Source organism: Ruegeria sp. HKCCD4884 (assembly GCF_013110855.1).
Taxonomy (GTDB): Bacteria; Pseudomonadota; Alphaproteobacteria; order Rhodobacterales; family Rhodobacteraceae; genus Ruegeria.
In genome coordinates this window covers 145,975-158,812 of sequence record NZ_WVRJ01000008.1, presented here as the reverse complement: position 1 = coordinate 158,812, position 12,838 = coordinate 145,975, and the positions used below count along the sequence as shown (strand labels likewise).

General features: G+C 59.1%; 8 protein-coding genes. 2 read left to right on the top strand and 6 right to left on the bottom strand.

From position 1 onward, the window contains the following. Positions 1 to 7 precede the first annotated feature (7 nt). On the top strand, positions 8 to 949 hold the full coding sequence (locus GS636_RS13495; protein ID WP_171669849.1) for a hypothetical protein: 942 nt from the start codon (positions 8 to 10) through the stop codon (positions 947 to 949). 188 nt (positions 950 to 1,137) lie between these two features. Here the strand turns inward: GS636_RS13495 and GS636_RS13490 are convergent, their stop codons facing one another. From GS636_RS13490 to GS636_RS13465, 6 genes are read right to left on the bottom strand one after another with little or no spacing between them, the layout of a single operon-like run. After that, on the bottom strand, positions 1,138 to 2,808 hold the full coding sequence (locus GS636_RS13490) for a thiamine pyrophosphate-binding protein (RefSeq protein ID WP_171669848.1): 1,671 nt from the start codon (positions 2,806 to 2,808) through the stop codon (positions 1,138 to 1,140). Positions 2,809 to 2,810: 2 nt separating this feature from the next. Next, a complete protein-coding gene (locus GS636_RS13485; RefSeq protein ID WP_171669847.1) occupies positions 2,811 to 4,178 on the bottom strand; it encodes an amidase in 1,368 nt (455 codons plus the stop codon). 3 nt (positions 4,179 to 4,181) lie between these two features. Beyond that, on the bottom strand, positions 4,182 to 6,593 hold the full coding sequence (locus GS636_RS13480; protein ID WP_171669846.1) for an FAD-dependent oxidoreductase: 2,412 nt from the start codon (positions 6,591 to 6,593) through the stop codon (positions 4,182 to 4,184). Continuing rightward, positions 6,590 to 8,989, bottom strand: coding sequence for an FAD-dependent oxidoreductase (locus tag GS636_RS13475; RefSeq protein ID WP_171669845.1), 2,400 nt, complete (start codon positions 8,987 to 8,989; stop codon positions 6,590 to 6,592). The genes GS636_RS13480 and GS636_RS13475 overlap by 4 nt, the downstream gene beginning before the upstream one ends. Further along, on the bottom strand, positions 8,986 to 10,278 hold the full coding sequence (locus GS636_RS13470; RefSeq protein WP_171669844.1) for an aspartate aminotransferase family protein: 1,293 nt from the start codon (positions 10,276 to 10,278) through the stop codon (positions 8,986 to 8,988). The genes GS636_RS13475 and GS636_RS13470 overlap by 4 nt, the downstream gene beginning before the upstream one ends. Continuing rightward, a complete protein-coding gene (locus GS636_RS13465) occupies positions 10,275 to 11,819 on the bottom strand; it encodes a trimethylamine methyltransferase family protein (protein ID WP_171669843.1) in 1,545 nt (514 codons plus the stop codon). Before GS636_RS13465 ends, GS636_RS13470 begins: the two co-directional genes overlap by 4 nt. Before the next feature lie 107 nt (positions 11,820 to 11,926). Here GS636_RS13465 and GS636_RS13460 point away from each other — a divergent pair, with 107 nt between their 5' ends. Then, a complete protein-coding gene (locus GS636_RS13460; protein WP_171669842.1) occupies positions 11,927 to 12,805 on the top strand; it encodes a LysR family transcriptional regulator in 879 nt (292 codons plus the stop codon). The last annotated feature ends 33 nt before the right edge of the window (positions 12,806 to 12,838 follow it).

Here is a 12,838-nt window from a genome sequence, read left to right as displayed (position 1 = left end):
GGCGGTTTTGAACCCGCTTCATCTGGCCGCGCGCCATGGACCTTATGTTCTGATCGGCGGATTGGCAGCAGGTCTTCTGTTGCCATCTCTGGCGGAACCAATGCGAGATCTGCTGGCCCCTTTGGTCGTTCTGTTGCTGTTCGTGACTATGCTGAGGATGGACCCCAAAGCCATCGTTGGGTCATTGAGCGACCTGCCCAAAGTCGCCCTTACAGTTGTCGGATTTCAGCTGGTGACGCCGATGATCGTCATAGCATTTGGATATGCCTGTGGGTGGACCGGAACGCCAGTGCTGCTGTGCCTGCTGATCATGACGGCGGCCCCGTCTATTTCAGGCAGCCCGAATATGTGCATGATGATGGGTCACGCACCAGAACACGCGATGCGGCTGATGGTTGTCAGCACAGCTCTGCTGCCTTTGACCGCACTGCCCATTTTCCTGTTCATGCCCGCACTTGGCGATATTCAGGCGGTTTTAGAGGCTGGCTTGCGTCTTTCACTTACAATTTTAGGTGCAACCGGTGCAGCCATATTCGTACGAAAGACAGTCCTGCGCGCGCCTTCGCAATCCACTTTGCTAAGTCTTGAAGGATTGGGAACGCTTACGCTGGCTATATTTGTTATTGGCCTGATGCCGTCGGTCAGCGCAACAGCGTTGGAGGATCCGGCTTTGGCTGCATTCTGGATCGCCTTTGCCTGTCTGGCCAACTTTGGCGCACAGATTGTCATGTTTCAATTGACGCGAAGCAGGCTTCCCGCGGCGCGGGCAGCGGCAGTTTCGTTGATCGCTGGTAACCGAAACATCGCGATCTTTTTTGTAGCCCTGCCGCCCGAGGTGACTGCGCCAATCATGGCCTTCATCGGCGCCTATCAGATACCTATGTACCTCACGCCCATGATCATGCGGCGTTTTTACGGTCGCGGAACCCCTGATGGCCGTTCGACGTAAAGGCTGACCAAACGCGCAGAATCCTAGGATCGGCCCGGCGAACACCCCAATCTAATGCAAAAAGAACGATTTTGTTGAAGGTCAACACAAGTACGCGCGTCGCTTCCGGCGCAATGCCAGAACCCGTGTTAACCTTCCACGCCGGGGTATCAGCCAAGACTAACCCGCATAGATCGATCGGGGAGAGCTCAGTCTTTTTGCGGTGCCGTGAACAGGTCTTTGCGCAAGGTCATCAACGCACTTGGGTCAATTTTGGCCTGAATAACCGTTGTTTCATTCGACGCGATGGCCTTTTGCAACGCCGGGCCCATGCCACCGGGCCCATCGACCCATATACCTTTCCCACCACATAGTTCGGCAAATTTGTCAAAACGGGGCGATTGAATTTCTGCACCCAGCAAACGGCCTCCGTAAAACTCTTGCTGGTAAGCCTTTTCCGCTCCCCAAGCCTGGTTGTCCAAAACAACGATGGTGATTGGCAGATTGTGCTGAATGGCAGTCTGAATCTCGATCATTGTATAGCCGACGGCGCCATCACCCATCACAGCCACGGCAGGGCGATCTGGCGTAGCAGCCTTGGCTCCGATTGCGGCAGCGAGACCAAAGCCAACAAGACCAAAATCCAAAGGTGTGATCAGAGACATCGGTGCATAGTGGGCCAGCCGGTCTGCGGCTTGCAGGCAAGTGTTGCCCGTGTCCAGCGTTACGATGGCGTTTTCGGGCAAGGTCGCGCGGATTTCGGCCAGAGCACGGCGCGGGTGCATAGGCAAGCTGTCCAGCTCTGCCTCAGTCGCGCGCACGGCTTCGAGGTCGGACATGCCAGACCGAAACGCTTCGCGCCACGGATCGCAATCCGGGCGCGTTGCTGTATCTGTCAAAGCTTCGGCAGTCAGGCGGGCATCGCCCTGTGCCGCGATCTCGGCGGGGAAATAACGACCAACTGCTGCACCTTCGATATCGACATGGGCAATCCGGGTATCAGCCCCGACATAGTCGTTGGAATGAAAGGTCGAGTTGAACCCAAGGCGGGCTCCGAGGACCACCATGACATCCGCCTCGCGCGTCAGCCTGCTGGCGACCACATTGCCGCGTGGCCCGGCTTGCCCTGCAAACCACGGGTGGCCGTGGGGCATGACGTCGGCATGGCCGGTTGAGGCGACGACAGGAACCTCAAGCTTTTCGGCCAACGCCGTCAAAGCGTCGCGCCCGTCCCCCCATTTGAAGCCCCCACCGGCAAAGATCACCGGCCTTTCGGCCCCAGATAGCAGCTTGGCAATGGCGGCGACGTCCGACGGTGCGGCCGGTCCGGGGCGCGCGATGTTCACCCGGGTCGGCTCAAAAGCCGGAATTTCAGCGGCAAACAAGTCACGCGGGACATGCAGCACCACTGGCCCGCGCCGACCTGTGTTGGCCAACCGGATGGCGTCTTCCAGCATCGGTGCCAGCCGCGCCGGATCTGTCACCATGACCGAACGTTTGGAAATGGGCGCAAACAGCGCGACCTGATCTATTTCCTGAAACGTGTCCTTGCATTGATCGGCACGGGTGATCGCCCCGGCAATCACCACAAGTGGGGAATAGGCCAGTTGCGCCTCGGCCACTGCTGTCACGATGTTGACCACGCCGGGCCCCGCTTGCGCGCCCAGAACCACACCAGGTTTGCCCGTCATCCGCGCCCAGGCATCAGCCATGTGGCCCGCAGCACGTTCGTCCCGCGCTCCGACATATGCGATCTGACCGCCTTTATACATGGAATCGTAGAGTTCCAGCATCGAGCCGCCCAACAGGCCGAAAACGGTATCGATGCCGTTGGCTTTCAGAACGCGATAGACGGCTTCTCCGCCGTTGATGGTGGTCATGTTCAGTCTCCGGAAATTTGGCGTTCAATCTGGCGGGCAAAGCGCAGCAGCCGCGCGTCCGACCCTTTCGGACCGGTGATGTGAAGACCCACGGGCATACCGTCCGAGGACTGCCCCATGGGGATGGAAATCGATGGAAGCTCCATCGTCGGTGTCAGGGTCACCGTGCGCCAGTCTTCGGTGATTTCCCCGTCTCGCAGGTCTGCGCTGAACGGCAATCCAGTGGCGGTGGGCCAAAGGGCAAAATCATAGTGGGCGAAGAATGTAGCAACAGAGTCCCAGACATGACGGCGTGTCGTCTGATAGGCGATCAAATCGGCAAAGCTTTGCCGTTCTCCCTGTGCGCAAGCCGTGCGATAGCTGTCTGTGGCCAGCGTCATGTCGGGATCGAGCGCCGCGCGAATTTGCAGGGCACATTGGCCCCGAATGATGTCGCCATATGCAAGCAGCGGCGCTAGGTCCGGGGCCGTATCTTCATCGACACGCCAGCCCAAAGCGCGGCAAACATCTGCGATTGGTGCCAAGGCCGCCTGAACCGATGGCTCAACACTTGCCCCGAAGGGCGAAAGGCTCAACGCCACGCGGCCCGCAGTCAGCGGGGTATCAATCTCAACCGGGTCCGGGTAAGCGCCGGTGAATGCCAATGGCTGGTTGGGCGTCGGCCCTTGCATTACACTCAGCATCAAAGCGAGGTCCGAAACCGTACGCGCCATCGGGCATGGCACGGACAAACCGTCGAACGGGGCCGGGTTTGGATCCATGGGCACCAAACCCGATGTTGGCCGCATACCTACAACACCGCACCATGCAGCAGGTGTGCGGGCGCTGCCGCCAAGATCCGAGCCATCAGCAAGGGCAACCATGTTGGCCGCCAACGCGGCAGCCGCGCCACCAGAACTGCCCGCAACCGTCTTTTCGGGGTTCAATGGATTACGCGTCGTGCCCGATACAAAGTTCGTGGTCTGGCCAGAAAATGTGAACTCGGGCGTGTTTGTCTTGCCAACGATCACGGCACCTGCCGCCCTTAGACGTGCTAGGTGTAGCGCGTCACTGGACGGGACATGATCAGAAAAGCTTCTTGATCCATGCGTTGTGCGCAGACCGGCGGTATCAAAACAGTCTTTGATCGCGACCGGCAACCCGTGCAGTGGCCCTACGAACTGCCCCCGTGCGGCCATCCTGTCCAATTCATCAGCACAGGCGCTGGCAGCGTCCCAATCCAGCGTGACAAAGGCGTTCACACCAGCTGTATCGCCTTCGATGCGCGCGCGATAGGCTGCCAAAACCTCCGAGCTGCTCAGGGTTCCTTTACGCAGGTCTCCCGCAAGCTCGATGGCCGACTTCTGAGTGATATCTATCGGTTGCAGCAAGAGTTATTCCTTGGATCGGGGTCGCAAATTCTGCGGATCGAAGAGCGCATCTTGATGTACCGTCACCGGGATGTCACGGTTTAGAATTCGGACGCTGAGACCCGTTTGCGGGGTGCCCTTGCGAACAAACAACCACCCCAGGGACTTGCCGATGGTATAGCCATACCCACCCGATGTGGTCAGGCCCACAGGCCGATCGTTCAGCAACACCGGTTCGCCACCATGAATGTCGATGTCTTCTGAGTGCAGCTCTGCATAGAATAGCTGCCATGCCGGATCTCGGCTGAGCAGCGCATTGCGGCCCAGAAAATCGCGTCCTTCGCTCACGACAAAGCGTTCGAGGCCGACGTCAAGCGGGCCGACATCCGTGGTCAGTTCCCCGCTGGCGCGAAAGGCCTTTTCCATACGCATCCCGTTGAACGCGTAAGAACCCAGATCGGTCAGACCATGTTTGGACCCGGCTTCAAAAAGCGCGTCGTAGATTGCGCCAATCTGATCCAGCGGCGCGTGCAATTCCCAGCCCAATTCACCGACAAACGAAACGCGCAGAGCATAGCAAGGAATTCCTGCGACGCGGATTTCCTGCCCAGATAACCAAGGGAAAGCGCGATTGGACAGATCAACGTCTGTCAGTTCAGACAGGATACGGCGAGTCGCAGGGCCTGACAGTGCCAGCATCCCCCAACCTGCCGAGCGGTTGATCATCGTCACATCCTCGCCGGGTCGGATGTGGGACTTGATCCATTCGAAATCCGGTGTGGCGCGGGCAATGGGGGAACCTGTGAAGAACCGGTCTTCGGCCATGCGCCAGATCGTGATTTCTGTCTCGAACCTTCCCTGCGCCGTCAGCAAATGGTTCAGGCTCATCCGCCCGTCTTTCGAAGGTATTCGGTTGGCCGACAGCCGGTCCAGCAAAGCGCCCGCATCCTTGCCCGAGATCTCGAACTGGGCAAAAGCGCAGAGATCGATGACACCCGCGGCATCGCGCGTCGCTTTTGCCTCGGCCGTCGCATTTGCATGCCACGGCTGATGACCCCAGCCGATCTGTTCTGCTTCGCCTACTCCACCGAAATAGCGCGGACGCTCCCAACCGGCGACTTCTCCGAAAACTGCACCCTTGGCGGCAAGGCGGTCATACAGTGGGTGTTTTTTCAGCGGCCGAAGGCTGTGGAACTGCTTACCCGGGCAAGGCGTGTCATGGCGGCGCATGAACTCGTCCTTGGTGCGCTCGACAATGAAATTATCCGAGGCGAAATCTCCGTATCGGCGCGGGTCGAAACCGCGGGTGTTGATTTCGGCTTCACCATGCACCATCCAATCGGCCAGCACTTTACCCGCGCCGCCGCCCCAGGCCAGCCCGATGGACGAGCCGCAGGACAACCAGACATTCGGCGCACCCGATGGCCCGACCAGCATTCCGCCATCAGGTGTGTGCGTGATTGCCCCACGCACGACGCGTTTGATGCCAAGATCAGCCAGAATTGGCATTTTGTCGAAAGCCACCATCAGGAAATCGCCAATCGAGTCGTAATCGGCCTGGAACAGCTCATTCTCCGCCGCCCAAGGCGCGCCTTCGGGCATTTCCCAGACCGTTGGGCAGACATGGCCTTCGTAAATTCCGATCAAGCCGGATTTCTGCTCCTGCCGGATGTAACCGCCAAAGGCATTGTCCCGCATCACGGGCAATTCCGGACGGTCGGCGAACTGTGGTACGGTGTCCGTCACAAGATAGTGGTGAAGGCACGACACCGAGGGGATTTTCAGCCCGAACCACTCCCCCACCTGATTGGCGTAAGACCCGGCGGCAATCACCACATGTTCTGCCAACACATCACCTTTTTCGGTGCGCAACAGCCACATATCGCCTTTGCGGGACGCCCCCAGCACCCGGTTGTGCCGTTCAATCCGGGCGCCGCGCGACCGGGTTGCAGCAGCCAGCGCCATGGTCACGCTCGAGGGGTCGATATGACCATCCTCGTAAGTGCGCACCGCAGCTTTGACGTCGTCGACTTTGTAAAAGGGATTAACCTGCGCCACCTCTTCCGGGCCGATCAGATCCATTGGTAGATCCAACAGCTTGCCCACGCCCATGATCGACTTCATCCAATCGACTTCATCGTCGGTGGTCGCAATCCGGATGCCGCCGACTTCGTGCCAGCCTATGCTCTGTGCGGTTTCGGCCTCGACCCGTTTATAGGTTTCAATCGAGGTTTTGTTGATCCATCCCATAAGGCGGCTGCCCACCGCATGGGCGATCTGACCGGCCGCGTGCCATGTGGACCCGCTGGTCAATTCGGCCTTTTCGAACAGGATCGTGTCAGTCCAGCCGTTTTCCGCCAGCTGAAACTGCGCGGCCACGCCCATGATACCGCCGCCAATGATCGCCACTTGGGTGGATTGGATCGTGTCGCTCATGCAAAAGCTACCTTTGCGGGTTTGAGAGAAGCTTTGACCGTGTAACGGGCGCAAGCGATTTCGACTTCGAACCCGTCCAAAACGTCTTGGGTTTCAAGCAGGTCCAAAGGCGCGTTGATCAGGCCAAGCGCCACGGAACGACCAAACCGGTAGCTCCATGCGGCTGAGGTGATCTGCCCCACGACCTTGCCGTCAAAGTAAATGGGTTCATCATGCAGCGGGATCGCTGCGGGATCGTCGAACAGAATCGAAACGATGCGCCGTTCGGGCTTGTGATCCCGCAAGGCGTTTTCGCCCACAAAACCCGTGCCCATGGCGCAAAACGCACCTAGCCCGGCTTCAAGCGGCGTGGTGCCCGGTGTGAGTTCGTGACCGAATGCCCGAAAACCGCTTTCAATGCGCAAAGATCCACTTGCGTAAAGACCCGCATGGCTTGCGCCTGCGGCGACCAGCGCCTCATAGGCAGCCATGGCCATGTCGGCAGGGATGTAAAGCTCAAAGCCTTCTTCCCCGGTAAAGCTCAGCCGACCTGCCCAACCTCGGGCCAAACCAATCTCGACGGGTGCAAAGTAGAACCGCTTGAGGTCCGGGACAGCCGCGTTTGTCGTGGCCTGCAACACGTCTCGGGCCTGTGCACCAGCAAGGCCCAGAATGGCATACCCGCTGGTAACATCCGTGAACTCCGCACGGTAATCGCCTCTTGTGTCCCGCATCCGCTGCATCACACGAACGGTTTCATTGGCCCCGACGATCAGCAGATAAGTTTCGGGCCCATGCCGCTGAATGGTCAGATCGCTTTCCACGCCGCCCTTCGCATTCAGGATCTGGGTATACGTAATGCGCCCCTCGGGCACGTCCATCTGCGCGGCACAGAGCCGGTTCAAAAATACGCAGGCATCCGGCCCCTGCACCATGATTTTACCAAAGGCGCTTTGATCCAGAATGGCCGCGCCCGATCGGCAGGTTTCGACTTCTTGCCCGACCTGTTCGCGCCATGCAGGCGCGCCGAAGGTCAGTGGCAGATGGGCAGCTTCGCCTCCGAAATGCACGGCACGTTCCCAGCCGCCCCGCGCTTCGAACCGCGCCCCGGCGGCGGCGAGACCGGCATGGATTGGCGAACGACGCTGACCCCTTGCGGTCTCCATCGAGCGACCGGGAAACGGATTGTCATAGTGGCGTCCAAGAACTTCAGGAATACGGGCTTCCAGTGCGCCCAGAACGTTCATCTCGGGGCTGAAGCGGCGAATGTCGGCCTCGTTCAACTCCATCGTGGGTTCTCCGGCGATGATCCATTCCGCCATGGCCTTACCTGCCCCACCTGCCAGAGCAATTCCGGTCGAATTCATCCCTCCCATCAGAAAAAGCCCCGGCACTTCGGGGCTTTCACCCAGCATGAATTGGCTGTCGAGCGTGAAGCTTTCCGGGCCGTTCAGCAACATCCGAACCTCGGCCTTTTCCAGTGCCGGAATGCGGCGTAGTGCGTTTTCCATCATCGGCATGAAATGATCCCAATCCTCGTCCAGCAGATCGAACGAGAAATCGGCGGGCAGCCGATCCAGCGGCAAGCCTTTGGCATGGGGTTCGAACGAGCCAACCAACAGCCCTTCGACATCGTCGCGTGCATAAAGAAACGCATCCTGATCGTTCAGCGTTGGCAGGTGCGCGCCTTTGCCAAGGGCCTGAACCTCGGGCAAGGGCTTGGTCAGAATGTAGAAATGCTCACAGGCGTAAAGCGGCATGTGCGCCCCGGCCATGGCCGCCACTTCACGCGACCACAGCCCGCAGGCGATCACAACCTCGTCGGCCTCGATCACATGGTCACCGACCTCGACGCCCGATATCCGCCCGCCTATCTTTTGCAGCCCAGTCACGCGGGTATCTTCAAAGATCTGAACCCCTCGTGCCCGTGCACCCTTGGACAGCGCCAGAGCCACGTCGGAGGGGTTGACCCGTCCGTCCGACGGCGACCAAACCGCGCCGATCACGTCATCGACCTCGATCAGCGGCCACAAGTCCCTGGCACGGGACGCATCCACAACCTCGGCCTCAAGCCCAAAGGCGCGGCCAAGCGAGACCTGACGTTTGATATTCGTCAGTCGGTCCTGGTTGGAGGCCAGCGTCAGCGAGCCGGTTTGGGTCCATCCCGTGGCTTGCCCGGTTTCACGTTCCAGTTCACCATAAAGGTCGATGGAATAGTTGATCAGCTTGGTCAGTGTCGCCGACGGGCGCAAGCGCCGCACCAGACCAGCCGCATGCCACGTCGTGCCGCTGGTCAGTTTCGAGCGTTCCAAAACGACAATATCTTTCCGACCTTCGCGGGCCAAATGATAGGCAATCGAACAGCCGATGACGCCGCCACCAATGATGACGGTGCGGGCATGGGTGGGCAATGTCATGACAAAACTCCGTCGCGGACCATATCCGAAATAGTGTCGCGGAAAAGTGCGACCGCCTCGTCAATCAGGCCGGGTGTATGCGGCAGGCCAGTCACGCAGGAGGTGAAAGACATGAAATCCACGCCTCGCTCTAACAACCCGTCACGCAAGCTTTTGACGACAGCGGGCGGCGTTTTTCGGATTTTTGCGGCATCCAGCCCTTCAATGGATCGTCCACCGAAATAGAGGTGGCAGGTCGAGCTGTCGCCATAAGCCAATGCCTGCACGTCCAGTTCAATGAAGGCTGCGTTGAAGCCATCCCGCAGACGCGCGGCCATTGCATCGGCATGGGCCTGAACGTCGCCGGTCGAAAGAATTTCCATCGCCTTAACCGCCCCCGCAGCCACCAAGGGGGCCGCGTTGAAAGTGCCTTTGTGTCCGACCGGAGGCGATAGCCCTTCACGGGTCTCGCCGGGGCTGAGCAAATCCATGACGTGAGCCCGACCAACAACGGCCCCGCCCGGCAGACCACCAGTGACGATCTTGGCCAATGCTGTCAGATCCGGCGTCACCCCATCTCGCGCCTGACGGCCGCCCGGCGACCAGCGTAGACCCGTGATTACCTCATCAAAAACAAGCACATGGCCCGTTCTTTCGGTCAAGGCTCGCACCCCCTGCAAAAAACCGTCCGGCAGAGGGACCGATCCATAATTTGCGCCAGAGGCTTCGACAAAGACGGTTCCGATCTGTGGATCGCTGTCCAGCAGGTCGGCGACGGCGTCCAGATCCGGCGGGGATACCACCGTCAGGTCGGTCACAGCCTGCGGTATACCCAGACTCGGCGCTGTGTTGGTGCCGGGTTTGGCACCTTTCATCAACATGTCATGCCAGCCGTGGAAATGGCCGTCGATACGCAGCACTTTATCACGGCCCGAGTACGCCCGACCCAGCCGCAGAGCAAGCATTGTAGACTCTGTACCAGACCCGGTGAACCGCACCCGTTCCGCAGACGGAAACAGGCGGGCCAGCCATTCGGCCCATTCGACCTCAATCGGATGACAGTCTGCGGTGTAAGGCATCCTCTCCATCTGACGGGCCACTGCTTCAGCAATCTCAGGGTGGGCATGACCCAGAATCTGACTGGCCGCGCCTAGTTTGAAATCGATGTAACGCTTGCCGTCCACATCCCATTTCTCGGCCCCTTTGGCGCGGTCGAAATAGATCGGATACGGGGTTTTGTAACGCAACTCGTGACTGACGCCACCAGGCATAACCGCACATGCGCGGGCGCTTAGGTTTTGACTTTTCATGAGGATCTGCCGGTTTGCTGTCGTGTCAGACGGATGTCGAAACACGTGCGCAACGCGCGGTCAACGTCGTCGGGAATGTGCTGCGGGAAGTGATTGGACAAAATCTCGCGCGCTTTTTCCCGAGCAACGTCACCGACAGGCTGAGAGCCGTCTTCCTGCCATTCCCGCGGCGTCCTCCGGTCACCGATTTCGGGATAGAAATAGTCTGATTTCATCCTGTTGAATGTATGCTGTTCACCCAAATAATGCCCCTCGCCCCGGCAAACGTCGGCGATTACGTCGGCAGCGATGTTTTCAGGCGTGGCTTCGATCCCGCGCAAAGTGCGTAGGATATTCCCCAGCATGTCATTGTCACTGACATAAGCCGCATGGCTAACGCCCAGCAAGCTGGCCTGCATCCCGGCCGCCTGGGTGACAATGTTCGAACCCGCGTGTGCAGCCATGGTGACAGCAAGCGATTTCTCGGCCCCGTATTGCGCATCCAAACACTTGGCATCGGTAATGCCCGCAATAGAGGAGGTTGGCAGGTCGAAATGCCGCCCCATCTGGGCAGCGCCCGCCATGAGAATCGCCTGCTCCCCTCCGCCGCCGCACATAGAGCCGGTGCGCAGATCCGCAACCAACGGTTTCGGTGCAAAGATCGCCTTTACCTCTGGGTCGACAAGGCGGGCGAACACCAGCCCTGCCAGCGTTTCCGCCACAGCTTGAACCAATGACCCGGCAATGGTTGCTGGGCTGGTAGCACCGGCCTGTCCTGCGCTGATCAATTGAACCGGGAACCCAGCCAGAATTGCGGCTTCGAGAACTTCACACGCTTCTTCGGCAAAGCGCATGGGTGGCACGACGTGGCACACCATCACAGTCAAGAAAGGACGCGCGCGAAAGGCCTCTTCACTGCCGGCAATGGCATAACACAGCTGCGCGATCGCGGGCACATTTTCGGGCTCGGTGATCGAGATCGACACATGCTTGGACGTCCCCGCCAGACATGCATAAGCCGTGTTGAGATCCATAACCGCGTTGTCTTCGATATCCCGGGCAACCACTGAACGGCTGAAATGGTGGATATTGTCCATCTGGTCGACAATGCGGGCCGCGTCATACAGGTCAGCCAGTGTCGAGTCCCGATAGACGCCCGTGTCCAGATCAAAAACACCGGGGGCCGCGCCGCCACTGGACATGTGCGCGCGGGCCTGACTGATATCCAGATCATGTTCAGGAACTTGACCGCAAAGGCTAAAATCACGGTTTGCTTCGCTGATCGCCTGACGCACCAAAGCGCGGGGGAACTGCAAACGGTGGTCATCTGTCAATGACCCACCCGCAGCAACCACCTTTTCGATCATCGAAGGTATAGCCTGACTCAGGCCAAGCATTTCCAGAAGGGTCAGCGCCGTTTCTTCAACCAGCGCGACCTCTTGGGGAGAAAGCGGCTTGAAACGCCCGCCACAGATACCTGGCCAAACAGGCGGGTTCGACTCGGGTTCTGTTGTTTGGGTGAGGCGCTGTTTGCGGCCACGCCTGCGCACTGTAGCGGTCATTTTACATGAGTCCAGATTACCTACTTGCCATGATTACAGCCCAAACAGCAGTTTACAAATGGTCTTTCCTCAGCGACTAGTAAGTTTCACTCATCATTAGGACGGTTATGCTCCCCTCTCTTTCCGCACTACGCGCTTTCGATGCAGCCGCGAAAACCGGCAGTTTTCGCGCCGCCGCCGAGCATCTTGTGGTGACGCCAACGGCCATCAGCCACCACATCCGTGGACTGGAAGATCAACTGGGCACCCTATTGTTTGAACGCGTGGGGCGCGAGGTCAGACTAACGGAGGATGGAACACGGCTGGCCGAAACGACTGGACGGGCGTTTGGGATGCTGGAAGACACGGTTGGAGCCTTGCGCAGAACATCACGCAAGGTTGTGCGATTGGCCGCCGGACCCATCTTAACGGCCCGGTGGCTGATGCCACGCATCAGCGACCTTTGGCAGAGTTTCCCCGAGGTCGAGCTTGAGGTCGTGCCTTCGTATCGTCCGCGGATGGCGGACCAAACCCACGCAGATATTGTTCTGAGCTGGCATCGATTGGCGGACATGCCGCGCGGCTCACTCAAACTGCTGGAACTTCGACCTGTCGCCATAGCAAGCGCGCAGTACATCGACCAATATGGGCCCATCGATGCGCCTGAAGATCTATTGAACAAACCCATCCTGCACCAACGCAATCATTGGGGCTGGTTGGACTGGTTTGCCGCGATGAACGTGCAGCCGGGGTCCCCCCTGATGGGCGTTGTGTTTGAAGATGCAAACATTCTGTTACGCGGGGCTGCCGAGGGACAAGGCGCAGTGGTGGGCTGGCTGCCACTGATTGATCAAGATCTCAGGGAGGGGCGGATTTTGCGCCTGTTCGACGAAGATATCAAACCCACACACGGCTATTTTGTCGAGGCACAGGACGGAAGCCGGGACAAACGTGAAGTCCGGGACGTTATTGAGTGGCTGAGGTCCCAGAGCTGCGAATCTGGCTAAAAACATTGGCCATTGAACGCAAAAGCACGCCGC

Bases quoted from the DNA above. Each gene is read 5' to 3' on its own strand.
- GS636_RS13490 (WP_171669848.1), bottom strand. From the start codon at position 2,808: ATGACCACCATCAACGGCGGAGAAGCCGTCTATCGCGTTCTGAAAGCC.
- GS636_RS13470 (WP_171669844.1), bottom strand. From the start codon at position 10,278: ATGAAAAGTCAAAACCTAAGCGCCCGCGCATGTGCGGTTATGCCTGGT.
- GS636_RS13475 (WP_171669845.1), bottom strand. From the start codon at position 8,989: ATGACATTGCCCACCCATGCCCGCACCGTCATCATTGGTGGCGGCGTC.
- GS636_RS13460 (WP_171669842.1), top strand. From the start codon at position 11,927: ATGCTCCCCTCTCTTTCCGCACTACGCGCTTTCGATGCAGCCGCGAAA.
- GS636_RS13465 (WP_171669843.1), bottom strand. From the start codon at position 11,819: ATGACCGCTACAGTGCGCAGGCGTGGCCGCAAACAGCGCCTCACCCAA.
- GS636_RS13480 (WP_171669846.1), bottom strand. From the start codon at position 6,593: ATGAGCGACACGATCCAATCCACCCAAGTGGCGATCATTGGCGGCGGT.